23 protein-coding genes and 5 tRNA genes are annotated in these 26,017 nt (G+C 59.4%); 15 read left to right on the plus strand and 13 right to left on the minus strand.

Annotation, left to right across the window (positions count from 1 at the left end; all coding sequences use genetic code 11):
• Positions 1-170 precede the first annotated feature (170 nt).
• Together gcvH and glyA are read left to right on the plus strand one after the other, a co-directional pair.
• On the plus strand, positions 171-554 hold the full coding sequence (gene gcvH, locus ACNYC6_RS03335) for a glycine cleavage system protein GcvH (RefSeq protein ID WP_419711069.1): 384 nt from the start codon (positions 171-173) through the stop codon (positions 552-554).
• Positions 555-584: 30 nt separating this feature from the next.
• The gene (gene glyA, locus ACNYC6_RS03340; RefSeq protein ID WP_419711070.1) at positions 585-1,841 is read left to right on the plus strand and encodes a serine hydroxymethyltransferase; all 1,257 of its coding nucleotides are present in this window, start codon (positions 585-587) and stop codon (positions 1,839-1,841) included.
• 106 nt (positions 1,842-1,947) lie between these two features.
• Here glyA and ACNYC6_RS03345 read toward each other — a convergent pair whose 3' ends face one another.
• The 8 genes from ACNYC6_RS03345 to gltX all read right to left on the minus strand — a co-directional run bounded on the left by ACNYC6_RS03345 (position 1,948) and on the right by gltX (position 6,236).
• A complete protein-coding gene (locus tag ACNYC6_RS03345; protein WP_419711071.1) occupies positions 1,948-2,403 on the minus strand; it encodes an acyl-CoA thioesterase in 456 nt (151 codons plus the stop codon).
• Between the two features lie 48 nt (positions 2,404-2,451).
• Complete coding sequence (locus ACNYC6_RS03350) at positions 2,452-3,285, minus strand: alpha/beta fold hydrolase (protein ID WP_419711072.1); 834 nt, start codon at positions 3,283-3,285, stop codon at positions 2,452-2,454.
• A gap of 29 nt (positions 3,286-3,314) precedes the next feature.
• Positions 3,315-3,854 carry a TetR/AcrR family transcriptional regulator gene (locus tag ACNYC6_RS03355; RefSeq protein ID WP_419711073.1) on the minus strand — a complete coding sequence of 180 codons (540 nt, stop codon included), beginning with the start codon at positions 3,852-3,854 and terminating at the stop codon, positions 3,315-3,317.
• Positions 3,855-4,038: 184 nt separating this feature from the next.
• A tRNA-Glu gene (locus ACNYC6_RS03360) sits at positions 4,039-4,114 on the minus strand.
• A gap of 78 nt (positions 4,115-4,192) precedes the next feature.
• Positions 4,193-4,268: transfer RNA gene (locus tag ACNYC6_RS03365), tRNA-Ala, on the minus strand.
• Between the two features lie 53 nt (positions 4,269-4,321).
• Positions 4,322-4,397: transfer RNA gene (locus ACNYC6_RS03370), tRNA-Glu, on the minus strand.
• Between the two features lie 79 nt (positions 4,398-4,476).
• Positions 4,477-4,552 (minus strand) — tRNA-Ala (locus ACNYC6_RS03375).
• A gap of 202 nt (positions 4,553-4,754) precedes the next feature.
• Positions 4,755-6,236 carry a glutamate--tRNA ligase gene (gltX, locus tag ACNYC6_RS03380; protein ID WP_419711074.1) on the minus strand — a complete coding sequence of 494 codons (1,482 nt, stop codon included), beginning with the start codon at positions 6,234-6,236 and terminating at the stop codon, positions 4,755-4,757.
• Positions 6,237-6,467: 231 nt separating this feature from the next.
• On the opposite strand from gltX, the gene ACNYC6_RS03385 reads away from it, so the two are divergent.
• A complete protein-coding gene (locus tag ACNYC6_RS03385; RefSeq protein WP_419711075.1) occupies positions 6,468-7,556 on the plus strand; it encodes an HlyD family secretion protein in 1,089 nt (362 codons plus the stop codon).
• On the plus strand, positions 7,546-9,096 hold the full coding sequence (locus ACNYC6_RS03390) for an MDR family MFS transporter (RefSeq protein ID WP_419711076.1): 1,551 nt from the start codon (positions 7,546-7,548) through the stop codon (positions 9,094-9,096). The genes ACNYC6_RS03385 and ACNYC6_RS03390 overlap by 11 nt, the downstream gene beginning before the upstream one ends.
• Positions 9,097-9,143: 47 nt before the next feature.
• On the opposite strand, the gene uvrB is transcribed toward ACNYC6_RS03390, so the two are convergent.
• Positions 9,144-11,159 (minus strand): excinuclease ABC subunit UvrB, encoded by a 2,016-nt coding sequence (gene uvrB, locus ACNYC6_RS03395; RefSeq protein ID WP_419711077.1) that lies wholly within the window; start codon positions 11,157-11,159, stop codon positions 9,144-9,146.
• Here uvrB and ACNYC6_RS03400 point away from each other — a divergent pair.
• The 4 genes from ACNYC6_RS03400 (at position 11,158) to ACNYC6_RS03415 (ending at position 13,241) form a co-directional block, all read left to right on the plus strand.
• Entirely contained in the window at positions 11,158-11,334 is a 177-nt protein-coding gene (locus ACNYC6_RS03400) for a hypothetical protein (RefSeq protein ID WP_419711078.1), read from the plus strand. The two genes, uvrB and ACNYC6_RS03400, sit on opposite strands and share 2 nt — an antisense overlap.
• Before the next feature lie 161 nt (positions 11,335-11,495).
• Entirely contained in the window at positions 11,496-12,692 is a 1,197-nt protein-coding gene (locus tag ACNYC6_RS03405) for an amino acid aminotransferase (protein ID WP_419711079.1), read from the plus strand.
• 139 nt (positions 12,693-12,831) lie between these two features.
• Positions 12,832-13,041 carry a hypothetical protein gene (locus ACNYC6_RS03410; RefSeq protein WP_419711080.1) on the plus strand — a complete coding sequence of 70 codons (210 nt, stop codon included), beginning with the start codon at positions 12,832-12,834 and terminating at the stop codon, positions 13,039-13,041.
• 124 nt (positions 13,042-13,165) lie between these two features.
• Positions 13,166-13,241 (plus strand) — tRNA-Asn (locus ACNYC6_RS03415).
• Between the two features lie 80 nt (positions 13,242-13,321).
• On the opposite strand, the gene ACNYC6_RS03420 is transcribed toward ACNYC6_RS03415, so the two are convergent.
• A complete protein-coding gene (locus ACNYC6_RS03420) occupies positions 13,322-14,254 on the minus strand; it encodes a helix-turn-helix transcriptional regulator (protein WP_419711081.1) in 933 nt (310 codons plus the stop codon).
• Positions 14,255-14,830: 576 nt separating this feature from the next.
• Here ACNYC6_RS03420 and ACNYC6_RS03425 point away from each other — a divergent pair.
• The 5 genes from ACNYC6_RS03425 (at position 14,831) to ACNYC6_RS03445 (ending at position 20,154) form a co-directional block, all read left to right on the plus strand.
• On the plus strand, positions 14,831-16,180 hold the full coding sequence (locus ACNYC6_RS03425) for an MFS transporter (protein ID WP_419711082.1): 1,350 nt from the start codon (positions 14,831-14,833) through the stop codon (positions 16,178-16,180).
• A gap of 100 nt (positions 16,181-16,280) precedes the next feature.
• Positions 16,281-16,973: a fumarylacetoacetate hydrolase family protein gene (locus tag ACNYC6_RS03430; RefSeq protein WP_419711083.1), complete on the plus strand. Its 693-nt coding sequence runs from the start codon at positions 16,281-16,283 to the stop codon at positions 16,971-16,973.
• Between the two features lie 49 nt (positions 16,974-17,022).
• Complete coding sequence (locus ACNYC6_RS03435) at positions 17,023-17,781, plus strand: SDR family oxidoreductase (RefSeq protein WP_419711084.1); 759 nt, start codon at positions 17,023-17,025, stop codon at positions 17,779-17,781.
• Between the two features lie 32 nt (positions 17,782-17,813).
• Positions 17,814-18,770 carry a 2-hydroxyacid dehydrogenase gene (locus ACNYC6_RS03440; RefSeq protein WP_419711085.1) on the plus strand — a complete coding sequence of 319 codons (957 nt, stop codon included), beginning with the start codon at positions 17,814-17,816 and terminating at the stop codon, positions 18,768-18,770.
• Between the two features lie 250 nt (positions 18,771-19,020).
• Complete coding sequence (locus ACNYC6_RS03445) at positions 19,021-20,154, plus strand: lactonase family protein (protein WP_419711086.1); 1,134 nt, start codon at positions 19,021-19,023, stop codon at positions 20,152-20,154.
• A 69-nt stretch (positions 20,155-20,223) separates the two neighbouring features.
• On the opposite strand, the gene ACNYC6_RS03450 is transcribed toward ACNYC6_RS03445, so the two are convergent.
• From ACNYC6_RS03450 to ACNYC6_RS03460, 3 genes are all read right to left on the minus strand, one after another.
• Positions 20,224-21,219 (minus strand): AraC family transcriptional regulator, encoded by a 996-nt coding sequence (locus tag ACNYC6_RS03450; protein WP_419711087.1) that lies wholly within the window; start codon positions 21,217-21,219, stop codon positions 20,224-20,226.
• Position 21,220: 1 nt separating this feature from the next.
• Positions 21,221-22,234 (minus strand): AraC family transcriptional regulator, encoded by a 1,014-nt coding sequence (locus ACNYC6_RS03455; RefSeq protein WP_419711088.1) that lies wholly within the window; start codon positions 22,232-22,234, stop codon positions 21,221-21,223.
• A 259-nt stretch (positions 22,235-22,493) separates the two neighbouring features.
• Positions 22,494-23,744: an OprD family porin gene (locus ACNYC6_RS03460; RefSeq protein WP_419711089.1), complete on the minus strand. Its 1,251-nt coding sequence runs from the start codon at positions 23,742-23,744 to the stop codon at positions 22,494-22,496.
• Between the two features lie 361 nt (positions 23,745-24,105).
• Here ACNYC6_RS03460 and antA point away from each other — a divergent pair, with 361 nt between their 5' ends.
• Complete coding sequence (antA, locus tag ACNYC6_RS03465) at positions 24,106-25,509, plus strand: anthranilate 1,2-dioxygenase large subunit (RefSeq protein WP_419711090.1); 1,404 nt, start codon at positions 24,106-24,108, stop codon at positions 25,507-25,509.
• Positions 25,510-25,511: 2 nt separating this feature from the next.
• Positions 25,512-26,003, plus strand: a complete 492-nt coding sequence (gene antB / locus ACNYC6_RS03470) for an anthranilate 1,2-dioxygenase small subunit (protein ID WP_419711091.1) — start codon at positions 25,512-25,514, stop codon at positions 26,001-26,003.
• The last annotated feature ends 14 nt before the right edge of the window (positions 26,004-26,017 follow it).

Consider the following 26,017-nt stretch of genomic DNA (forward strand, 5'->3'; position numbering starts at 1 on the left):
ATCGCGCTTTAACTGTATGGATTTCAATACAGCTGCAATCTGCCCCGCCTCAATAAATATTATCAAGCCTTTGATTTAAAACAAATAAATAACCTTGGCACCGCCCTTGCTATCTCTCCTCCAACCCCGCTCGTCGCCCCGCCACGAGCGCAAAACAATAAGGAGTTGATATGAGCGAATTGCGTTTCACCGTCGATCACGAATGGTTGCGCCTTGAGAGCAATGGCCTGGTCACCGTCGGCATCACCGCGTTTGCCCAGCAGGCCTTGGGGGATGTGGTGTTCGTGCAAGTTCCCGAATTAGGCACTTTCGATGCCGGCGCTGAAGTCGCGGTGCTGGAGTCGGTGAAAGCCGCCAGCAGCATCGGCATGCCGCTGGACGGTGAAGTGGTAGAGGTCAACGCCACGCTGGAGAGCAGCCCGGAACGGGTCAACGAAGACCCCTTGGGCGAAGGCTGGTTCTTTCGCTTCAAACCGGTCGATGCCGAGGCGTTGAGCGACTTACTGGACCAAGACGCCTATGAACACCTGACCGCAGAACACGCCGACGCTTGAAGCCCATCCCTTCCACACAAGGACCACACCATGTTCAGCAAGCACGACCAAATCAAAGGCTATGACGACGAACTGCTGGCGGCGATGAACGCCGAGGACGCACGGCAAGAGCATCACATTGAGCTGATCGCCTCGGAGAACTACACCAGTCAACGGGTGATGGAAGCGCAAGGCAGCGGCCTGACCAACAAGTACGCCGAAGGTTATCCAGGCAAGCGCTACTACGGCGGTTGCGAGCACGTCGATGTGGTCGAGCAATTGGCTATCGATCGCGCCAAACAACTGTTCGGCGCTGACTACGCCAACGTCCAGCCCCATTCCGGCAGCCAGGCCAACGCGGCGGTTTATCTGGCGTTGCTGCAAGCGGGCGACACCGTGTTGGGCATGAGCCTGGCCCACGGCGGCCATTTGACCCACGGTGCCAAGGTCAGTTTTTCCGGCAAGCTGTACAACGCCGTGCAATACGGCATCGACACCAAAACCGGCCTGATCGACTACGACGAAGTCGAGCGTCTGGCCGTTGAACACCAGCCGAAAATGATCATCGCCGGGTTCTCCGCCTACTCCAAGACCCTGGACTTCCCGCGCTTTCGCCAGATCGCCGACAAGGTTGGCGCGTACTTCTTTGTCGACATGGCCCACGTCGCGGGGCTGGTGGCCACCGGTCTGTACCCGAACCCGCTGCCTTACGCTGACGTGGTCACCACCACGACCCACAAGACCCTGCGCGGCCCACGCGGCGGTTTGATCCTGGCCACGGCCAATCCTGAACTGGAGAAAAAGCTCAACGCCGCGGTGTTCCCCGGTGGTCAGGGCGGCCCGTTGATGCACGTGATTGCGGCCAAGGCCGTGTGCTTCAAGGAAGCGCTGGAGCCAGGCTTCAAAACCTACCAGACACAAGTGATCCGCAACGCCCAGGCCATGGCGCAAGTCTTCATCGAGCGCGGTTACGATGTGGTGTCCGGTGGCACCGACAACCACCTGTTCCTGGTCAGCCTGATCCGCCAGGGCCTGACCGGCAAGGACGCCGACGCCGCCCTTGGCCGTGCCGGCATCACCGTGAACAAGAACGCCGTGCCCAACGACCCGCAATCGCCGTTTGTGACGTCAGGGCTGCGCATCGGTACACCGGCGATCACCAGCCGTGGGTTCAAGGAAGCGCAAAGCATCGCGTTGGCCGGGTGGATTTGCGACATCCTCGATCACTTGGGTGATGCTGATATCGAAGCCAATGTCGCCCGCCAGGCCGCCGCCCTGTGCGCCGACTTCCCGGTCTACCGCGACTAAGAAAACACTACAAAACCCTGTGGGAGCGAGCCTGCTCGCGATGGCGGAGTGTCAATCGACATCAATGTTGAATGATCCACCGCAATCGCGAGCAGGCTCGCACACATTAGATCTTGCTTGCTTCAAGATCTTGCGGCAGCAACGCCGGGCCGTAGCCTTCGATGAATTCGGTCGGCATGCGCTTGGGCTTGCCGGTAGACAGCTCAATGCAAACGAATGTGGTTTGCGCACGCAGCAACGTCGAATTGTCACTGGGGCGCTTCAACTGGAAGTGTCGGGTCATTTTCAGGCGCTGGTCCCAGTCGACGATCCAGGTCGCCAATTCCAACTCATCGCCTTCATAGGCTGCGGCCAGGTAATCGATCTCGTGCCGCACCACCGCCATCGCCCGGTCCAGCCGACGGTATTCGACCAGATCCAGGCCAAGGCGTTGGGAATGGCGCCAGGCACAGCGTTCGAGCCAGGTCACGTACACCGCATTATTGGCGTGGCCCAGCCCGTCGATGTCTTCGGCACCCACTTGCAGATCAATGATAAACGGCGTTGCCCGATCCCAGCCCATGCCCCACTCCCGGTCAGATAATGTCGACCGGGGCAGTGTAACGGATGCTCAGGCGGATTGGCGCGATTGCAGGCTGCGGCCGGCCAGCAGTGATAAGACGCCATCAATCACCCGGGGGTCAGCCAGCACCCGCTGATGACCGCCCTCTTCGAGGCGCAACAGACGGCTGTCGAACCAGGCTTCGTGGATCAACTGCGATTCTTTGACCGAGACAAAGTTGTCGTCCTCGGCGTGCACGATCAGGCCCGGCATATCGAGCTGATAGTGCGCGACATCCAGCGTGGCAGCACGCATGCCCACGTCTTTTTCGACCTGACGAATGAAGGCCGAGCGGGCTTTCGGCGGCAATCGCACATAGTGGGCGAAACCGCGCAATACGCCAAGGATGCGCGCAGGCGCGGCGATACTGACCAACGTTTCGGTGCGCAAGCCCAGCTGCACTGCCAGCATGGCACTGGCGCCGCCCATGGAGTGACCGATGACTGCTTGCAGCGGCGGCAATTCAGCGGCGGCTTCGAGCATGGCGCGAGCGAACAACACGACATTCGCCTCGGTGCCCGGTGAGCGACCGTGTGCCGGACCGTCGAGGGCCACCACGGTGTAACCGGCATCGACCAGTGCGGTGATGAGGTTGGCAAACTGCGTCGGCCGCCCTTCCCAGCCGTGCATCAGCAGTACCGTCGGGCCCTGCCCCCAGCGCAAAGCCGAAAGACCAAAGCGCAAAGTGATCCGTTCGGATTTGGCCAGCAGCGGCAGCTCCCAATCACGCGGCTGGAAATTTCGCGGTGTCATGAATGCCACGCGCATTTTGCTCGCTACCAGTTTCGGAGCAAACCAACCCAAGGTGCCATTAACGCCACGAACCCACTTCAACGTGCTCATCGCTCTATCCTCAGGCTGTCGCCTTCAGGTCAACGCACCGCGGTCTTGGCAGCGCGCAACAATCGATCAGATAAATCACCCGGCCCCAGCGCGCGTGCCAGCGCCAGGCCACCCACCATCAAGGCCATGTCGGCCAACGCTTTGTCGGTGTCCTCCGGACTGGCTGCCAACTGCGCAACCATCAACTCCAGGTGTTCGTTCAGCGCGACTCGGAACGACTCGGGCAGACGCCCAAGCTCACCGATCGACGACGGAATCGGGCACGCTGCTTCGCTCGAATCGCGATGCTTGCGCGACAGATAGAACGCAGCGACCAGGGCGCGACGCTCTTCACCGGTCAACTCGGCATCCATGTCGGCGATCAGGTCACGACGGCGACCCAGCAATTGCTTGAAGGCCTCCAGCATCATCGCGTCCTTGCTTTCGAAGTGCGCATAGAAGCCACCGACGGTCAGGCCGGCTGCGCCCATCACTTCGCCCACACTCGGATCGGCCGGGCCGCGCTGAATCAGCGCTGCACTGGCGGCCTTAAGGATGCGTTCGCGTGTTTGAGCTTTTTTATCGTTCATCGTTGCCTCCGAATATTACGACTAGAATATTATTCTCATAATAATTTTCTGCAAGTCGTGGATGTGACCGCTGGTCTGAAGAACAGTTTGAAAGAAAGAGGGAGATTTGGCCAAACGCCAGACAAACAAAAGGGCCATTCAATAATTGAATGACCCTTATAAAATCCCGCAGAGCGGGTAATCGTGGCGTCCCCTAGGGGACTCGAACCCCTGTTACCGCCGTGAAAGGGCGGTGTCCTAGGCCACTAGACGAAGGGGACACAAACCTTCTATACAACTGATCAGTGCTGAGAGCTGATCGATTCAAGGCCGGTGTGGCCAGACCTTGAACTGTAAATTGGTGGAGCTAAGCGGGATCGAACCGCTGACCTCCTGCATGCCATGCAGGCGCTCTCCCAGCTGAGCTATAGCCCCGGATTTTTCGCCTCGCGGCGGAGCGACATTTTGCAACATCACTTCTGTAAAACTGGCGTCCCCTAGGGGACTCGAACCCCTGTTACCGCCGTGAAAGGGCGGTGTCCTAGGCCACTAGACGAAGGGGACGCAAACCCTTCTATACAACTGATCAACGCTGAGTGTTGATCGCTTCAAGGCCGGTGTGGCCAGACCTTGAAGTGTAAATTGGTGGAGCTAGACGGGATCGAACCGTCGACCTCTTGCATGCCATGCAAGCGCTCTCCCAGCTGAGCTATAGCCCCTCATCGTTGATGTCATCGCTGAGGACGGGGCGAATCTTAAGGGCGTATCGAAAGCCTGTCAAACTTATTTTTGAAATAAATCAAAATTTTTCGTCGGCATAACAACCACTTACCGCCCTTCCCCCGAAAATCCGGGGTGCCGCCGAAGAACAGGATCAAAAGATCGCAGCCTTCGGCAGTTCCTGCACCGGGTCAAATGTCGTTAAGCAATGTTGCCCAACAGCTTTTCCCACTCTTTGTTTTCTTTCTTCGACACACCACCCAGCAGGTCGATGGCCTGGCGCAGACGGAAACGGGTCAGGTCCGGACCAAGGATTTCCATCGCGTCGAGTACCGATACCGAGCTGGCCTGGCCGGTGATCGCAGCGAACATCAGCGGCATGGCGTCACGCAGCTTCAGTTCCAGGGATTCGACCACAGCCTGAATGGTCGCGGTGATGCTGTCCTTCTCCCACTGACGCAGGCTTTCGAGCTTCCACAAGATCAACTGCATCAACTGACGAACCTGATCGCCCGAGAGCTTCTTGGACTCGAACAGCTTGGCATCCGGGTTCACGCCACCGGCGAAGAAGAACCCGGCCAGCGGTGCAACCTGGCTGAAGGTTTCAACCCGGCCCTGCACGTGCGGAGCGATCTTCATCATGTATTCGGAGTTGAATGCCCACTTCTGCACGCGTGCGGCGAACTCTTCCACCGGCAGGTCACGCAGCCATTGGCCGTTGAGCCACGACAGCTTCTCGATGTCGAAAATCGGCCCGCCGAGGGACACGCGCTTCAGATCGAAGTTGTCGACCATTTCCTGCAACGAGAACTTCTCGCGCTCGTCCGGCATCGACCAGCCCATACGGCCGAGGTAGTTGAGCATCGCTTCGGGCATGAAACCCATGCGCTCGTAGAACGTCACCGAGGTCGGGTTCTTGCGCTTGGACAGCTTGCTCTTGTCCGGGTTACGCAGCAGCGGCATGTAGCACAGCTCCGGTTGTTCCCAGCCGAAGTACTCGTAAAGCAGGATCAGTTTCGGTGCCGATGGCAGCCACTCTTCGCCACGTAGCACGTGGGTGATGCCCATCAGGTGGTCGTCGACCACGTTGGCCAGGAAGTACGTCGGCAGGCCGTCGGTCTTCATCAGGACTTGCATGTCCATGCGGTCCCACGGGATTTCCACGTCGCCACGCAGCATGTCCGGCACCACGCAGACACCTTCGCTCGGCACCTTCATGCGGATCACGTGCGGTTCGCCAGCGGCGAGGCGACGCGCGACTTCTTCCTTCGACAGCAGCAGCGCACGGCCGTCGTAACGCGGGGTTTCGCCGCGAGCCATTTGCTCGGCGCGCATCTGGTCCAGCTCTTCGGCGGTGCAGAAGCACGGGAAGGCATGGCCCAGGTCGACCAGTTGCTGGCAGTACTGCTGATAAATATCGCCGCGCTCGCTTTGACGGTATGGACCGTGCGGGCCGCCGACGTCCGGGCCTTCGCTCCAGTCGATACCCAACCAGCGCAGGGCGTCGAAAATCTGCTGTTCGGACTCGCGGGTCGAACGCAACTGGTCGGTGTCTTCAATCCGCAGGATGAACTCACCGCCGTGCTGCTTGGCAAAGCAGTAGTTGAACAAGGCGATGTAGGCGGTACCTACGTGGGGGTCCCCGGTAGGCGATGGCGCGATGCGAGTGCGGACGGTGGTCATGGCATGTCTCGAAAAGAATAAAAAGCGAAGAACAAACAAGAGGCGAATGGTAACAGGCGGACCCCGCCCGGCTCCAGTGAACAGGGCATTTAAGCCAAGGTTGCGTCTGTAACGCCCGTATGGCGCGGTGAATGGCCGAATATCAACCGAGGGCATTTACCGCTTATCAGCTGTATGCCAGATTCACCCGCTGATAACTTTCCTTACATATTCCCGACTACAGTTTGCCCCATGCCTGCCCAACTCAAGCGTCGCCTGTCCATATTCCTGTTGCTCGTCCTGCTGATTGCCGGGGGCTTCTTTGCCCATTGGTTCTTCAAGGGGCGGTTTTATGAAAGCACTGACAACGCGTATGTCCAGGGCGAGATCACCCGTGTGTCGAGCCAGTTGGGCGCGCGCATCGATCAGGTGCTGGTGCAGGACAACCAGCACGTCGAGAAGGGCCAACTGCTGATCCGGCTCGAAGGCGATGACTTCCGCCTTGCCGTCGACCGCGCCAACGCGACCCTCGCCACCCGCCAGGCCGAACGCCTGCAAGCCCAGAGCAAGCTGACCCAACAGGCCAGCCTGATCGCCGCCAGCGATGCGCAAGTGGCGTCCAGCCAGGCCAGCCTCGGTCGCTCACAGATCGACCTGACCCGCGCCGAAACCTTGCGCAAGCCCGGTTATGTCTCGGAAGAGCGCGTGACCACCCTCTCCGCCGACAACCACATCGCCCGCTCGCAACTGACCAAAGCCCAGGCAGATGCCCAAGGGCAACGCCAGCAAGTCAACGCGTTGACCGCCGAAATCAAACGACTCGACGCGCAGATAGCCAATGCCAAGGCCGATCTGGCCCAGGCCGAACTGAACCTGACCCGTAGTGATATTCATGCGCCGATCAGTGGCCTGATCGGCCAGCGTGCGGCGCGCAATGGCCAATATGTGCAGGCAGGCGCTTACCTGCTGTCGATCGTGCCCGATGAAGACATCTGGATTCAGGCCAATTTCAAGGAAACCCAGATCGGCCACATGCAGCCCGGCCAGACAGCCGAACTGATCTTCGACGCTTATGGCGACACGCCGATCGAAGCACGGGTCGACAGCCTGTTCGCCGCCTCGGGCGCCCAGTTCAGTCTGTTGCCGCCAGACAACGCCACCGGCAACTTCACCAAAGTCGTGCAACGGATTCCGGTCAAGCTGACCTTCGCCGCCGACAACCCGCTGCGCGGCAAGATCCGCCCGGGCATGTCGGTCACCGCCAAGGTCAACATTAAGGACGCCCCGGAAAACGAACGCGCTAAATTGAGCAGCAAAGACGCCGCCGACGATGGCCGGTGATCAACTGATCCGCCCGGCCGGGGAACCGACGCGGCGGGACTGGATTGCGGTAATGAGCGTGATGCTCGGCGCCTTTATGGCGGTGCTGGACATCCAGATCACCAACTCGTCGCTCAAGGATATTCAGGGCGCACTGTCGGCAACGCTGGAAGAAGGCTCGTGGATTTCCACCTCCTATCTGGTGGCGGAAATCATCATGATTCCGCTGACCGCGTGGCTGGTTCAGTTGCTGTCGGCGCGACGGCTGGCGGTTTGGGTGTCCCTCGGGTTCCTGTTCGCGTCGTTGCTGTGTTCCATGGCCTGGAGCCTGGAAAGCATGATCGTTTTTCGTGCCTTGCAGGGTTTTACCGGTGGCGCGCTGATTCCGCTGGCGTTCACCCTCACGCTGATCAAACTCCCCGAACATCATCGCGCCAAGGGCATGGCGATGTTTGCCATGACGGCCACCTTCGCGCCTTCCATCGGCCCGACTTTGGGTGGCTGGCTGACCGAAAACTGGGGCTGGGAATACATCTTCTACATCAACATACCGCCCGGCCTGATCATGATTGCCGGCCTGATGTACGGACTGGAAAAGAAAGAAGCCCATTGGGAATTGCTGAAAAGCACCGACTACGCCGGCATCGTTACCCTCGGCGTCGGGCTCGGCTGCTTGCAGGTGTTTCTGGAGGAAGGCCATCGCAAGGACTGGCTTGAGTCGAGCCTGATCGTGACCCTCGGCAGCATCGCGCTGGTCAGCCTGATCACCTTCGTGATCGTGCAGTTTTCCAAACCCAATCCGCTGATCAACCTCGGCATCCTCGGCAATCGAAACTTCGGACTGTCGAGTATTTCCAGTATCGGGATGGGTGTCGGTTTGTATGGTTCGATCTACCTGCTGCCGCTTTACCTGGCGCAGATCCAGAACTACAACGCTTTGCAGATCGGCGAAGTGATCATGTGGATGGGCGTGCCGCAGCTGTTCCTGATTCCGCTGGTGCCCAAGCTGATGAAATACGTCTCGCCGAAGTGGCTGTGCACGTTGGGCTTCGGTTTGTTTGGCCTGGCGAGTTTTTCTTCCGGTGTATTGAATCCGGATTTCGCCGGACCGCAGTTCAATCAGATCCAGATCATCCGCGCACTCGGCCAGCCGCTGATCATGGTCACCATTTCGTTGATCGCCACGGCATACATCCTGCCGCAGGACGCGGGTTCGGCGTCGAGCCTGTTCAACATCCTGCGCAACCTCGGCGGCGCCATCGGCATCGCCCTCCTCGCCACGCTGTTGGATGCGCGAACCAAGACCTATTTTGATTACTTGCGCGAATCCATCGTGCCGAGCAACCCGCAGGTGGCCGAACGCATTGCGTCACTGGCGGACCGGCTGGGCAACGAAAACGCGGCGCTGGGCAAGCTCAGTGAGATCGCTCATCAGCAGGCGTCGATCATGGCCTACAACGATGCGTTTCATTTTGTCGGGATTGCGCTGGGGGTGAGCATGCTGGCGGTGTTGCTGACCAAGAAATTGCCGGAGGGGTTGAAGGCTGGGGAAGCGCATTGAGCCAATGCTCTACCTGTAGGAGCGAACTCGCTCCTACAGGGTTTGTGTCAGACAACCAGTAGCCTTTCGCGCAACTTGGCAATCTCATCACGCATCTGCGCCGCCGCTTCGAACTCCAGATCCCGAGCCAACTGATACATCTTCTCTTCCAGGGCTTTGATGCGCTTGGCGATCTCACCCGGCGAGCGCAACTCTGCTTCGTACTTGGCATTCTCCTCGGCAGCCTTGGCCATGCCCTTGCGCTTCTTGCTGCGCGAACCCGGCACGGTCGCGCCTTCCATGATGTCGGCGACGTCCTTGAACACGCCTTTCGGCGTGATGCCATTGGCCAGGTTGAAGGCGATCTGCTTGTCGCGTCGACGCTCGGTTTCACCGATCGCGCGCTCCATGGAACCGGTGATCCGGTCGGCATACAGAATCGCCCGACCGTTGAGGTTACGTGCCGCCCGGCCGATGGTCTGGATCAGCGAGCGCTCGGAACGCAGGAAGCCTTCCTTGTCCGCATCGAGGATCGCCACCAGCGACACTTCGGGCATGTCCAGGCCTTCGCGCAGCAGGTTGATCCCCACCAGCACATCGAAGGTGCCCAGGCGCAGGTCGCGGATGATTTCGACCCGCTCCACGGTATCGATGTCCGAGTGCAGATAACGCACACGCACGCCGTGGTCGGCCAAGTAATCGGTCAAGTCCTCGGCCATGCGCTTGGTCAGCGTGGTGACCAGCACCCGCTCCTCCAGAGCGACGCGCTTGGTGATTTCCGACAGCAAGTCGTCGACCTGGGTCAGTGCCGGACGGATCTCGATTTGCGGGTCCACCAGCCCGGTCGGACGCACCACCATGTCAATGACGCGCCCGGCGTGCTCGGCTTCATAGTTGCCCGGGGTCGCCGAGACGAAAATCGTCTGCGGGCTGATGCTTTCCCATTCATCGAAACGCATCGGCCGGTTGTCCAGCGCCGACGGCAGGCGGAAGCCGTACTCGACCAGCGTCTCTTTACGCGAGCGGTCGCCCTTATACATCGCGCCAACTTGCGGCACGCTGACGTGGGATTCGTCGATCACCAGCAAGGCGTCTGCCGGCAGGTAATCATAAAGAGTCGGCGGCGGCGCCCCGGCTTCACGCCCAGACAGGTAGCGTGAGTAGTTTTCGATGCCGTTGCAGTAGCCCAGCTCGAGGATCATCTCCAGATCGAACCGCGTGCGCTGTTCCAGTCGCTGGGCTTCTACCAGTTTGTTGTTGGAGCGCAGGTATTCCAGACGCTCCTTCAATTCCTCCTTGATCCCTTCCACCGCACCCATCAGGGTTTCCCGTGGCGTCACGTAGTGACTCTTCGGGTAGAAGGTGAAACGCGGCAGTTTGCGGATGACTTCGCCGGTCAGCGGATCGAAGGCCGACAGGCTTTCAACCTCGTCATCGAACAGTTCGATGCGGATCGCTTCGAAATCGGATTCCGCCGGGTGGATATCGATCACGTCGCCGCGCACACGGAACGTTGCACGGGCAAAATCCATGTCGTTGCGGGTGTATTGCAGGTCGGCCAAGCGTCGCAGCAACTCGCGTTGGTCGAGCCGGTCGCCGCGATCCACGTGCAAGACCATTTTCAGATAGGTTTCCGGACTACCCAGACCGTAGATGCACGACACCGTCGTGACGATGATCGCGTCTTTGCGTTCCAGCAGCGCCTTGGTCGCCGACAGTCGCATCTGTTCAATGTGGTCGTTGATCGAGGCATCTTTCTCGATGAAGGTGTCCGAGGACGGCACATAAGCTTCGGGCTGGTAGTAGTCGTAGTAGGAAACGAAATACTCCACGGCGTTGTTCGGGAAAAAAGCCTTGAATTCGCCGTACAACTGGGCCGCCAGGGTCTTGTTTGGCGCCAGCACCAGGGTTGGACGCTGTACCTGGGCGATCACGTTGGCGATGCTGAAGGTCTTGCCCGAGCCGGTCACACCGAGCAGCGTCTGGTGTGCCAGCCCGGCCTCGATGCCCTCGACCATCAGGCGGATGGCTTCCGGCTGATCGCCGGCGGGCTCGAAGCGGGTAACTAGCTGGAATTCAGACATGAACTACCTCTGGTTCACTCTTGCCGGCGAAAACCGGCACGAACGAGAAAGACCGCAAACGACCGATGTCGCCCGAGGAAAAAACTGGATTGCGCTCAATGTGGAGCCGATTGCCATCGCTTTCAAGGCAAACGTCCTACAACACGTAACGCCTTTGACGATACCAATCGACTAACGGTCGAAAAATAATCGGAAAAACTTACCGTAAAAGCCGATTCGTCTGTCGCCATCGGTCGCAGATGGCCTCTATACTAGCTCCCCGTTTGTGCACCGCTCTAGTGCATTCGGCTGGAGCGCGACACGTCCCTCCATTCTCCATTCAGAGCCGCCGCAAAAATGAGCCTGTTCTCCGCTGTCGAAATGGCACCACGCGATCCAATCCTGGGCCTCAACGAAGCATTCAACGCCGATACCCGTACCAATAAGGTCAACCTGGGGGTCGGTGTTTATTGCAACGAGGAGGGGCGAATTCCACTCCTGCGCGCCGTTGTCGAAGCCGAAACGATTCGCGTCGCTCAACACGCTTCCCGCGGCTACCTGCCAATCGATGGCATCGCTGCCTACGACCAGGCCGTGCAAAAGCTGCTGTTCGGCAATGATTCGCCGCTGATCGCTGCCGGCCGCGTCATCACCACCCAAGCCGTTGGTGGTACTGGCGCACTGAAAATCGGTGCCGACTTCCTCAAGCAACTGCTGCCGAACGCCGTTGTGGCGATCAGCGACCCGAGCTGGGAAAACCACCGCGCCCTGTTCGAAACCGCCGGTTTCCCGGTGCAGAACTATCGCTACTACGACGCCGCGACCCACGACGTAAACCGCGTTGGCCTGCTGGAAGACCTGAACGCCCTGCCGTCCGGTTCGATCGTGGTGCTGCACGCCTGCTGCCATAACCCGACCGGCGTGGACCTGAGCCCAGAGGACTGGAAAAACGTTCTGGAAGTGGTCAAAGCCAAAGGCCACGTGCCGTTCCTCGACATGGCCTATCAAGGCTTTGGCGATGGTATCGACGAAGACGCCGCTGCCGTGCGTCTGTTCGCTGAGTCCGGTCTGACCTTCTTCGTCTCCAGCTCGTTCTCCAAATCGTTCTCGCTGTACGGCGAGCGCGTTGGTGCCCTGTCGATCGTCAGCGAATCGAAAGAAGAAAGCGCGCGCGTACTGTCGCAAGTCAAACGCGTGATCCGCACCAACTACTCCAACCCGCCGACCCACGGTGCAAGCATCGTCGCCGCTGTACTGAACAGCCCGGAACTGCGCGCTCAGTGGGAAGCCGAACTGGCCGAAATGCGCCTGCGCATTCGCGGCATGCGCACCCAGATGGTCGACACCCTGGCGAAAAACGCACCTCAGCGTGATTTCAGCTTCGTCGGTCGTCAGCGTGGCATGTTCTCCTACTCCGGCCTGAGCGTTGAGCAGGTTCACCGTCTGCGCAACGAGTTCGGCATCTACGCCCTGGACACCGGCCGCATCTGCGTGGCCGCGCTGAACCAGAGCAACATCAAGGCCGTTACAGATGCCATCGTTCAGGTGATCTGAAGCGTGTAGCGGTACGAAAAACGGGAAGCCATTGGGCTTCCCGTTTTTTATTTGTCGCAGATAAATCTCAAACTACCGGCTCAGCCCTCTAAACTCCTACAGCCAGTGTGTACACCCTGGAATTCCTGCGAGAACCCACATGAAAAACGATGACCTTCGCGCTGATCGCGATGACCTGGATGAACTGGATCACTTCATCCCTCGCACCCCGGCCAAACGCGGCAACAACCTGGTGATGCAAGTCGCTTCCGGCGTATTTCTCGGTGGCCTGGCGCTCTGGCTGGTGCAACTGGGGGCCACAGCGCTTTACGCCAAACTGATGCTCGGCACGATCACCTTCGGCGGTTAAGCCAGTTAGGTCGCGCGCTGGCTAGCGGCGGCGTCAACGATAAACCACCGTCCGTCCCGCCGAAATCGTCAATATGCCATACGACGCTTGACTTCTCTTTTTGAATCAGTAACATAGGCGCCATTCCGCGATAGCTCAGTTGGTAGAGCAAGTGACTGTTAATCACTGGGTCCCTGGTTCGAGTCCAGGTCGTGGAGCCAGACAAGGTTTCAGGAAAAACGCCTGAAACCACCAAAAACCCGCCTAATGGCGGGTTTTTTCGTTTTGGCGCAGCGCTTCATCACGTACCGGACGGTGATTGCGGCGTATCCGGGTTGAGTTGCTGGCGTCGGAATTGCCCTGGCGGTTGGCCATGGATCTGGCGAAAGCGTCGTGAGAAGTAGGCTTCGTCGGCGAAACCGCACAACCTCGCCACCTCCCCCACGGGGCGCGTGCCATTAAGCAGATAATTGCGTGCCGCGTGCATTCTGCGTTCCAGCACCAGTTCGGTGAAAGTCTTGCCGATTTCCTTGCGCAACCAGTGCGTCAGGTAAGTCGGTGACAGGTAAGTCGCGGCGGCGACCTTGATCAGGTTCAGGTCCGGGTCCGCGATGTTCTTCCGTAAATATTCGGACATCCTGCTTAACGCATCGCGTCGGCTGACTTCGGCAGCGTTCTCTTCGGCCAGCCGCTTGAGTGGCTCGGCATACAAGGCACATACGCCCCCCACCAGTTGCAACAGCAGCCCTTTGAGCATTTCGCGGGTACCGAACTGGCGGTGCTCGTCCAGCACGCGCATTTGCTCGATCAAGCCGCAGACCTTGCTGAAGTCCTCGTCGGCCAGAATGAAATCCAGATGTTCCTGAAAACGGAACGGCGATAGCTCGGGCGCGAGGAGTATCGACACCTCTTCCAGATCCATCGGGTCGCACTGCAGGTGCGGCAGCAGAAAGGTCTGGGAAAAATTGATCACCATGAAATTGCTGTCGGCCGGGTGCGGAATCACGTGCACGCGATGCGGCAGGATGAAGGCCAGGGTGTTGCGCGGAAAAGGACGCTCGACGTTGCCAATGTGCTGCACGGTGTCACCACCGAGGTTGATCTGAATCTGAAAATACTCGTGACGATGCGGGCTGGTTTCGGCCCGCCGGCCTTTCTTGTCGCGGATGTAGAAGTCTGTCAATTCGCTGCGTTGCTGCATGACGTAGGTGGGTACTCGACTCGTTGACGACATTTTCCTGGGGTTCCTCGGCAGTACATGGACAGGTTGTCGTTGCGCGGCGACGAGGCTCATTGTGAGGGCGAATCCCCTTCAACTTCAACTCGACATAGGATGACAACGGAATTTCTGTGATTAATTGTATCCATGCGTGATATTTCCTTTGTCCAAAAACACCATTCAATCGATAGAAATTTTATTCGTTTAAAAACAACGAATTAAGAACACCAAAACGCAAAAATAGAGAAATGCAGCCTATCGATTTTTCTTGGACAGATTCATTTCACGCAGTTTTCTGCGAAAAAAACGATCTAAAGCCTCCGTTGATTTTGCAAGGTTGTACGACCACCGTGTCAGTCATTGCAGCCCGACTCCTTCCAAAAACAATCAAAGGTGCGCACTCATGAACCCGCTTTTTTTCTCTCGCCAACCCTCCCCCGCCCACCCCAGATCCAAGGCGTCCCTGAACACCTGACAAAGGCTGTTCGCGCCTCTTTTCCAAGCAGCGATTTCACTGTCCCCAGCATGGGGGGCAAGAGATCCGGCTGCGCGCGAACCACTCGATTGCTCTAACAATAAAAAGGTCTCCTCATGTCGAACTCGCAAACCTCTCCAACCATTGCCCCACCGCTGGGTGCCGACGTCCGGGACGCTGTGCTGCCTCAGCGTCTGCCGACCCGTCGGCGCTGGATCATGCTGTCGCTGCTGCTGATTGCAACGATCATCAACTACATCGACCGGGTCAACATCTCGATTGCAGCGCCCTTCCTCTCCAAGGACCTGGGCCTGGACAAGATCGAAATGGGCCTGATTTTCTCGGCATTTGCTTGGACTTACGCCCTGGCCCTGGTGCCGGCCGGGTTCGTTGCCGACCGCTTCGGCTCCCGGTTCACCTACGGCGTCTCGCTGATCAGTTGGTCGACGGTCACCGTTTGCCAGGGCCTTGCCACGGGCTTCGCCTCACTGTTCGGCCTGCGCCTGGCGGTCGGCGCCATGGAAGCGCCGGCCTTTCCGGCCAACAGCCGTGCGGTGACGGTCTGGTTTCCGGCCCGCGAACGGGGCATGGCCAGCAGCATCTACGTGTGCGGCCAGTATCTGGGCACGGCACTGTTTACCGGTGCACTGCTGTGGCTGGCCACGACCTTCGACTGGCGTCATGTGTTCTACAGCACCGGGGCACTGGGCATCGTCTTCGGTGTGGTCTGGCTGTACATGTACCGCGATCCGCTGAACTGCAAGAAAGTCAGCAAGGAAGAACTGAAGTACATCGAGTCTGGCGGTGGCCTGGTCAAGAGCAGTCAGGAGCGCACCAAATTCAACTGGCGGCAGATTGCCGAGCTGTTCACCTATCGGCAGATCTGGGCGATTTGCATCGGCAAGTTCGCCAGCACCTCGGCGCTGTATTTCTTCCTCACCTGGTTCCCGACGTACCTGATCGAAGAGCGGCAACTGACCACGATCAAGGCCGGGATATTCGCCGTGATGCCGTTCGTGGGCGCAACGGTCGGCATCCTGCTGGCGGGCATCGTCTCCGACCTGCTGATCCGCCGTGGCCACTCCATGTCGTTTGCCCGCAAGTTGCCCCTGGTGGTTGGCTCCATGCTGGGCATGTCGATTGTCCTGGTGAATTTCACCGACTCGAACGCGATCTGCATTGCCATCCTCACCGTCGCCTTCTTCGCCCAGGGCATCGCCTCGTCGTCATGGGCGGCCGTCTCGGAAGTGGCACCCAAGGAACTGATCGGCCTGACCGGCGGGATCACCAGCCTGGCCGCCAACATCGGCGGGATCGTCACCCCGATCGTGATTGGCGCAATCGTCCAGTCGACAGGCTCCTTCGCCTTTGCCTTCTGGTTCATTGGCGGCGTGGCACTGATAGGCACCTTGTCCTATTCGTTCCTGCTCGGCCGCTTGCACCGCATCGAACTCAAGGTTCGCTAATGACACAAACGCGTTTTTCTCCAATACGAGGCGGCTTTCGTCCAACTTCACCAAACAAAGCCGCCGTAGGCTGATGCTTCCACCAGGACAACGACAAGAAATGAACATGACCGACTACGTCTTCACCCCGGATTTGCCCGTCACCCTGCCGGTTGCCGGTAGCCCCAAGCGCTTCCCCGTCGGCCGGGTATTCTGCGTCGGACGCAACTACCCATGGCCAGACACCCAGGGCCAGTCCCGCCAGCCACCGGTGTTTTTCATGAAACCGGCGAGCAACGTGGTGGACGCGGTGGGTGAAGTCGCGTTCCCGCCCTTGACCGAAGAGTTCGCCCACGAAATCGAACTGGTCGTGGCCATCGGCGAGGGCGGCGCCAATATTCCCGAGGACCAGGCGCTGGCCTATGTCTGGGGTTACGGTGCCGGCCTCGACCTGACGCGCCGCGACGTCCAGCGCTCGGCCAAGAGCAGTGGCTTGCCATGGGAAGGCGCCAAGGTATTCGACGGCGCCGCGCCTATCACTGCCATCGTGCCCGTCTCCCGCGCCGGCCACCCCCAAGGTGACCTGTGGCTGAACGTCAACGGCGAGGAGCGCCAGCGCGACAGCCTCGACAGCCAGATCTGGTCAGTCAGCGAAATCATCAGCCGGATTTCCCAGTCGGTGGCACTGCGGGCCGGCGACCTGATCATGACCGGCAGCCCCGCAGGCGTCGATGTGCTGCAACCCGGCGACCTCATCAACGCCGGGATCGACGGTATCGGCCAGATCGAAATGCGCGTCAGCCAACGACCTTGAACCCGACTTACAACACGCTCCTAGTGAACTGAAAAAAGGAAACAACACTATGTCCAGTCCTTTGAAAGTAGCCCTGGTCACCGGCGCCGGCAGCGGAATCGGCCGCTCCGTGGCACTTGGCCTGATGGCAGACGGCTTCACGGTAGTATTGGCCGGCCGCCGGCCGGAGCCCTTGCTGGAATTGGCGGAACTGGCGGCCGTCGACGGACACGAAGCCCTGGCGGTGCCCACGGACGTGCGCGATCCGGCCAGCGTCGATGCGCTGTTTGCCACCATCACCGCCAAGTACGGACGCCTGGACGTCGTGTTCAACAATGCCGGCGTCAATGCCCCGGCCGTGCCTCTGGATGAGCTGACGTTCGAGCAGTGGCGAAACGTGATTGACACCAACCTCAACGGCGTTTTTCTCTGCGCCCGGGGTGCCTTCGGCCTGATGCGCCGGCAACAGCCGCAAGGTGGACGCATCATCAATAACGGCTCGATCTCGGCCCATACCCCACGCCCATTCAGCAGCGCCTACACCGCCAGCAAACACGCGGTGCTGGGGCTGACTAAGTCCCTGGCCCTGGATGGCCGCGAATTCAACATTGCCTGCAGCCAGATCGACATTGGCAACGCCCTGACCGACATGTCGGTGCGCATGACCAAAGGCGTGCGCCAGGCCAACGGCACCATCGCCGTGGAACCGATGGTCGACGTCAAGCACGTGGCCGATGCCGTGCGCTACATCGCTGCCCTGCCGCTGGAGGCGAACGTCCTGAACATGACCGTCATGGCGACTGCTATGCCGTTTGCCGGTCGCGGTTGACCGGCCTTTTTATTCCGTTATTCGAGGTCTACATGAAGCCAGAAGTCCTGCAGCTCAGCCCGATCCTGATTCCTGAAATCAACACACGACTCGACGAACTTTTTACTGTGCGTCGCTACTTCCAGCAGGCCGACAAGCCGGCCTATCTGCAAGAACACGGCGCGAACATTCGCGGCGTGATCACCGGTGGTCATACCGGCATCACTCAGGCGGTGATGGCGCAGTTGCCCAACCTGGAAGTGGTGGCGGTCAACGGCGTGGGCACCGATGCGGTGGACCTGGCCTATGCCAGGGATCGCGGGATTCGCGTGACTGCGACCATCGGTGCGCTGACCGAAGATGTCGCCGACCTGGCCATCGGCCTGTTGATTGCAGTGTGCCGCGGCCTGTGTACCAGTGACCGTTACGTGCGTTCGGGCCAATGGCCCCACAGCCCGACACCGTTGGCACCCTTGCCGTTGGCGCGCCAGGTGTCGGGGATGCGCATCGGCATCGTCGGCATGGGCCGGGTCGGTCGCGCAGTGGCGGCCCGCGCCACCGCGTTCGGCTGCCCGATCAGCTACACCGACCTGCAGCCGATGAGCGACGTGAACCACACCTTCGTCGCCGATCTGAAGCAACTGGCCAGCCAGAGTGACGCGCTGATTCTCGCTGCGGCCGCCGACAAGGCCGAAGCCATTATCAATGCCGATGTGCTGCAGGCGCTGGGCAAGGACGGCTACCTGATCAACGTGGCCCGGGGCAAGCTGGTCAATGAAGTTGATCTGGTGAAGGCGCTGGCGGCCGGTGAGATCGCGGGTGCCGCGCTGGACGTGTTTGTCGATGAACCGAACGTACCGCAGGCGTTATTCGACAACGAGAACCTGGTACTGCAACCGCATCGCGCCAGTGCGACTGTGCAGACTCGCACCCGGATGGGGGAGATGGTGGTGGCGAGCCTGGTGGACAGTTTCGCCGGGAAAGTACCAAAGGGTTCCGTGACCGATTGAGCCCCGATCATCGAGGGGACAGGCGTCCCCTCGATGCACGGGTGTCAGGCAAACAGATCGGGCGATGAACGCCTGGGCCATGATCGCCAGCAGCAGCTTCACCACGCCTTCGATCATCAAGTAGATGTTACGACCCACACAGCTGGAAGCGCACGAAGGCTTTTTCACTGATAGGCAAAACAAGCGTTGATGCCTGATCAATAGAGTCATAGGATGTCTGATCACCTTAATAAAAATAAAAGGATCCATTGTGAGTAAGCCCCTCCTCCTCGCCGCTGCCGTTGTCGGTGGCCTGAGCCTGCAAGCCAACGCCGCCACCTACGCCTACATCTCCAGTCCGGGAGACGGTCTGATATCCCAATACCGCCTCGACCAGAGCAGCGGTGCGCTGAGCCTGGTCAATCAGGTCAACGCCGGCGACCAGGTCAACCCGATGGCAATCACGCCTGACGGCAAAGTGTTGTTTGCAGCCTTGCGGGTCAAGCCGTTTCAGGTGCTGGGCTACCGCATCGACCCCAAAAGCGGGCAACTGACGCCGTTGTCCAAGGCGCCTCTGGCCCAAAGCATGGCTTACCTGTCCACCGACAGAGACGGGCATTATCTGCTCGGGGCCTCCTACGGCGCCGATGCCGTCACCGTGCAGGCCATCGACAAGGCCTATCAGCCGTCGGACAACATCCTGAGCTACACCACCGGCCCGCATGCTCACTCGGTGCGCACCGACCCGAGTAATCGTTTCGCCTACACCGGCAATCTGGGCGCCGACCGCGTGCTGCAATATCGCCTGGATGGCAAAACCGGCGCGCTCACGCCAATTGGCAGCGGCTACGTCAGTGTCCCGGCCAATACCGGGCCGCGGCACCTGGCCTTTTCCGCAGATGGCAAGTACCTGTACGTGGTTGGAGAGATGAGCGGCACTGTCACGGCGTTTTCAATCAACGACAGCACGGGTGCCTTGACCCAGATTGCCGTGGCCAACGGGATTCCGGAGCGCTTGAAACTGGCCCACGGCGAAGTGCGCGATGCGCGCAACAACGACCTGAAAGATGACCCGACACCGCGCATCTGGGCGGCGGACCTGCGGATCTCCCCCGATGGCAAACTGCTGTTCATGACCGAACGCACCAGCAGTTCGGTGTCGGCGTTCACGGTCGATACGGCCACCGGCAGTTTGCGCTTCCTGGAAAACTATCCGGTAGAAGAGAAGCAACCGCGCAATATCGCGTTTTCGCCAAACGGACGGTGGTTGCTGGTGACGGGTGAGAAAAGCGACAAGGTCGGCACTTATGCGGTCGGCAATGACGGCGCCCTCAAGCGTGTTGGCGAAGCGGCGTCGGGCAAAGGCGCATTGTGGATTGAAGTGTTACAGACGTCGGTGGAATGATCCTGCACCTTCGACACGTTGCGGCTTGCTCGCGATAGAGGTCTTTGTTTTCGTTTTGGTGTTTGCTGCTCATGCCTGAGACTTCATCGTCTGCCTGGGCAACTCGCCAAAACGCTGCCGATAGTAATTGGCAAATCGCCCCACATGCCCAAATCCGAACTCCAGTGCCACCTCCGTGACACTGGCGTACGGTCGCGCCAGCAAGTATCCCCGCGCGGCTTCAAGCCGTAATCCGCGCAAACGGTCCATCGGGCTTTGCCCGTATTCGCGCTGGCACAGCGTGTTCAGGCTGCGAATACTCACCCCGGCAGCCACCGCCAGTTCAGCCAGGCTGATGCCCTGCGCAAGGTGTTCGCGCATACAACTGTCGATTTTTTGCAGTTGGCGGGTGGGCTGCCGCGACGAAGGCGAGTCTTGCTGCGCAACGCCACAATGGCTGAGCAGAAACAGCGGAAGGCTTTGCTCCAGATGCTGTAGCCAGCGCGAAGGCGTTGTGCTCGCCTCGCCCTCGGGCAAGTGCTCCAGCAACTCGCTGACCAGACGAAACCAGCGCATCGCCAGTGGCCGTTGCAGGCGGCTGACCGGCGCCAACGTGAAGCCCGACGGCAAGTCATCGGCCAGCGCCCGCTGGCTCGCCTCAATCAATGCCCGTGGCAGCTTGAGGATCAGTTGCTCACACCCCTCCTCCCACACCACGCGCGCGTTTTCACGCGGGGACAGAATCGCCACTTCTCCGGGGCTGACGCCATAGCCCATACCGTCGGACTCAAGGGTGGCATTGCCGCGCAGGGGCATCTGTACCAGCACAAAGTCTTCGAAAGGCTGCGGCCGGATTTCTACCTGACCACCGTAGCGCAGCGCATACAATTCGCAACTGGCGACCTGACCGCGATAGAACGCCGTATCGACGCCGCCTCGTGGCCAATCCAGCTCATGTTCCACCAGCGCTTGCCCCATCAAACGCTGGGTTTCCTGCGCCGAGCGGCTGGTGAAGACCGGCTCGCGGCACATCAGCGACAAGTTCAGGCCGACACTGTTGGCGGTGGCGGCGTGTAAGGTCGTCATCTCAAAGAGACCGATTGCGACGGGTTTCGCTGCGTTGCAGAGTGGCGCTGGGCGTTTCGTTGAACAGCTTGCGGTACTCGCTGGCGAACCGGCCCAGATGGGAGAACCCCCAGCACATCGCGACCATGGAGATGTTGCGCACTGAGGCGTCTTCGAGGATTTCCTGGCGCACCGCGCCAAGGCGATACTTTTTCAGGTAAGCCATGGGCGAGACGCCGAAGTGCTTGCGAAAGCCTTCGAACAGTTTGAAGCGGGACACACCCGCTGCCGCCTCGATGTCTTCCAGGTGCATGTCTTCACGGGCGTTGCTTTCGATGAAGTCCTTGGCGCGCACCAGGTAGTACGGCAACTTGGCACTCAGTTGGTCACGCAGTTCAGCACTGTAGTTGTTGGGCTGGGAAAGGATCAGGCCCTTGATCAGCGCGCTTTCGATATCGCGGGTGAAGAACACTTGATTGAACAGATCCTGGCCGCGCTCCAGTTCATCGATGTAGTAACGGGCCAACCGCCACCAGGACGCCGAGGCACCGTTGACCGCGTCCATCACTGGCTCGAATTTCAGCGGCATTTCCAGCGGGCGTTGCAGCATGCCTTCCAGGGTCTGACGCATGGCCATGCGGGTGATCACTACGGAGATCTTGTGACAGTCACCGGCCATGGTCAGTGCCTGGGTTTCATGCGGTGTCACAATCAGGCCCTGGTCCTGGTTGGAGTGCAACCGACGACCGTCCTTGAGCAGCTCCTGCTCGCCGCGAATCGGCAGGCTGAGGCTGTAACAATTGAGGTGTTCGGCATCCTCGACGCCGATGGTCACGTCGGTGCCATATTCCATCCGGCCCAAGGTCGTGGACATGGATTTGAACACATTGGCCTTGTGGTGAAACTGAATCCGGTTTGGCTGGCGAGTCTGCAGTTCGTGCGGCCCGCAAATACCGGCCATCCACGCGCGGGCACCGGCCAGGTCGTAGCGATCTATGCGGATATCTCGAAACTGGGCAACATTTGGTTCGGTCATTTCAGTACACCCACGGCAATGGACATCGACACGCTCTTCGGCGCGTATTCTCATTACGGTTGCAAGGGCCATGCCCAGCCGCTTCGAACAGGCGATATCCGCATTTTTTGGCTAGTAATCGGAAACTATCTGGATATCGAACGTGATGTGCGGCGCTGATGCGCACAGCAACGGTGCCGGTCATGGTCAGCGCCTTGGGTAATGCGCTACCCAAGGCGTCACTTCAGCGCACAACCGCGTTCGATTTGAGGGCAGGACGTTACCAAAATTTCCAAGTGTAAGTGGTGATCAAGCGGTTCTCTACCCAGTCATTGCCGTGGCTGAATTTGGCGACGACATTGCCCGCCTCCACTCCCACGCCTTTGAGCGGCCCGCTTTGCACGACATAGGACAGCACCAGGTCGCGCTGCTGTTCCGCCGCCTCGCTGAGGTTGTCGCCACGATCCACCGACGTCCCCTTGAAGTAACGGGTCATGAAGTTCAGGCCTGGCAATCCCATGGCGGCAAAGTCGTAGTCATAACGAACCTGCCAGGATTTTTCGTTGGGCCTGATGAACCCCAACCGCGACCAGTTCACCAGAAACGGCTGCGGGACATAACCGCCCAGGGTCGGAAAGTTGCTGTCGCCGAGCATGCGCTGGTATCCCACGCCGAAGCGGTGCCCGCCCTTTTTCAGCGAGGTCATGGCGCCGTAGGAGCGGTTGTCGATGTCGCCGTAGAGGGCGTCGCCGTCTTCGCTGTTGTTGAAGTAACGCAGGTCGGTCTTCAGCCCATAACCGTCACCCAGATCCGCCAGATGAGTGATACCCAGGTAGTGCTGCTGGTAGATATCTTCCAGTTGCGCGTAGAAGTAGGTGCCGGTCAGCGATGGGGTGAAGGCGTAACTGGCGCCAGCGAGGTTCAGACCGTCGCTGCCATGACGTACGCCGGAGCCGGTCTGCAGGTACAGCTTTTCGTAATTGGAGGAGTTACGCGCGCCGATCTCCGTCAGCCGTCCGGCGGTCAATGTCAGACGGTCGATTTCCTTGGATTCGAGCAAGGCACCGCGGTAGGTCGTGACCAGTTGGCGCGAATCATCAATGATCACCACAGGCAGAAATGGCCGCAATTCACCGACTTTCAGCTCGGTTTTCGAGTAGCGCATTTTCAGCGTCACACCGCCGCGGCTGTATTCATCGGCCTGCTCCTGGCGGCTCTGGCTGTAAGGGATGATAGTGTCATCACCGCGCCCGCCACCGCCATCCAGGCGAAAGGCATATTGTGCCTCTGCATCGAGGCCGAACTGCACCGGGCCTTCGGTATAGCCGGAGGCGAAACGCAGGTCAAAACCCTGGGTCCAGCTGCCTACTCGCGAATGGGGCGGGTTGTTTTCTTTGTAATCCCGATCAATGTAAAAGTTGCGCGTACCCAGCGTCAGCTTGCTGTCATTGACCACATCTGCTTGTGCCAACAACGGCGTCAACAAGCCAACTGTTTGAACCCCCCAAACTAACCACGTTTTATGCAACATATTATTTCTTCCCCCTGCTGCTTATTTAGCAACACATGAATAGAAGGCACTTTTGGTACGGAACCCAAGGCCATGAGCAATGGCAGTTTCCAGCGACCTGCAGCGAGACACTCTGATGGTGCTTCGATTGAAATTAAGCCGTAACAAGTTCGTCAGCGGCTATCCCGTTATTGAACGACAAATAGCCATTTGCTCACCCGACAAACGCGACAAAAGCCCGTGTTTACGGGGATAACTCGCCATCAGCCGAAGGACAGGGCTTATTTTCCGGATGGGTTTCCACTATTAAGCGGATAGACCCTGCCAGCCACCACGGCATTAAATGAACCCATGAATTAGCCCATTGGCCGAGGACTGGGAAATGACAACCGCACGAAGTGTCGAACAGTGGAAAAGTTATATAGAAAGTTGCCTGGACTTCCGCCCGGAAGACGGTGTTTATCGTATTGCCCGCGATATGTTTACCGACCCGGAATTGTTCGATCTGGAAATGGAGCTGATTTTCGAGAAGAACTGGATCTACGCCTGCCACGAAAGCGAGATTGCCAATAATCACGACTTCATGACGATGCGTGCCGGGCGCCAGCCGTTGATCATCACCCGCGACGGTGAAGGCCGTCTCAACGCCCTGATCAACGCCTGCCAGCACCGCGGCACCACCCTCACCCGCGTAGGCAAGGGCAACCAGTCAACCTTCACCTGTCCCTTCCATGCCTGGTGCTACAAAAGCGATGGCCGACTGGTGAAGGTCAAGGCGCCGGGCGAATACTCCGAAGGCTTCGACAAGGCCACCCGTGGCCTGAAAAAGGCCCGCATCGAAAGCTACAACGGCTTTGTGTTCGTCAGCCTCAACGTGGAAGGCACCGACACCCTGGAAGCCTTCCTCGGTGACGCCAAGGTGTTCTTCGACATGATGGTGGCGCAGTCGCCAACCGGTCAGCTCGAAGTGCTGCCGGGCAAGTCGGCCTACACCTACGACGGCAACTGGAAACTGCAGAACGAGAACGGCCTGGACGGTTATCACGTCAGCACTGTCCACTACAACTACGTGGCCACCGTGCAGCACCGCCAGCAGGTCAACGCCGAAAAAGGCCTGAGCGCCGGCGACACTCTGGACTACAGCAAGCTGGGTGCCGGCGACAAGGAAACCGACGACGGCTGGTTCGCGTTCCACAACGGCCACAGTGTGCTGTTCAGCGACATGCCCAACCCGGCCGTGCGCCCGGGCTACGCTAACATCATGCCGCGCCTGGTCAAGGAACACGGCCAAGGCAAGGCCGAGTGGATGATGCATCGCCTGCGCAACCTCAACGTCTACCCGAGCATGTTTTTTCTCGACCAGATCAGCTCGCAGCTGCGGATCATCCGCCCGCTGGCCTGGAACAAAACCGAAATCAATAGCTTCTGCCTGGGCGTGGTCGGCGAGTCGGATGCCGATCGGGAAAACCGCATTCGCCAGTTCGAAGACTTCTTCAACGTGTCCGGCATGGGTACCCCCGATGACCTCGTGGAGTTTCGTGAAGCCCAACGCGGCTTCCAGGCCCGCCTTGAACGCTGGAGCGACATTTCCCGTGGCGAAGGCAAGTGGGTCAAAGGCGCCACCCGCAACAGCGAAGCCATTGGCATCGCCCCGGCACTGACCGGCACCGAGTTCACCCATGAAGGCCTGTACGTCAACCAGCACGCCAACTGGCAGCGCTTTTTGCTCGAAGGCCTGGCGCGCAAGGCGGCCGAACAACAACCGTTGAAACTGCGTGAGGTGTGAACATGAATTCGCAACTGCAATACCGCATCGAGCAATTTCTTTACTGCAACGCCGAGGCCTGCGATGCCCAGGACTGGGACACTTACCTGGCCATGTTCAGTGACGACAGCGAGTTCCACCTGCCGCAATGGGATTCGGAGCACGTCTACACCACCGACCCGAAAAAAGGTATGTCGCTGATCTATTACCCCAACCGGGGCGGTCTGGAAGATCGGGTGTTTCGCATTCGCACCGGCAAGGCGGCGTCGACCATTCCGATGCCGCGCACCCTGCACCTGATCAGCAACGTGCGCATCGCGCCGCTTGCGGACGATGAACTGGAGGTGCGCGTCAACTGGAGCACGCTGTACTACCGCATGCAAACCGCCGAACAGTTCTTCGGCCGCGCCACCTACCGCCTGCGCCCCGACGGCGAGAGCTGGAAGATCGCTCGCAAGCACGTGGTGCTGCTCAACGACACGATCAACTCCGTACTCGACTTCTACCATCTCTGAACCCTGCGGATTAA

The organism is Pseudomonas sp. NFX224 (assembly GCF_048565165.1).
GTDB lineage: Bacteria > Pseudomonadota > Gammaproteobacteria > Pseudomonadales > Pseudomonadaceae > Aquipseudomonas.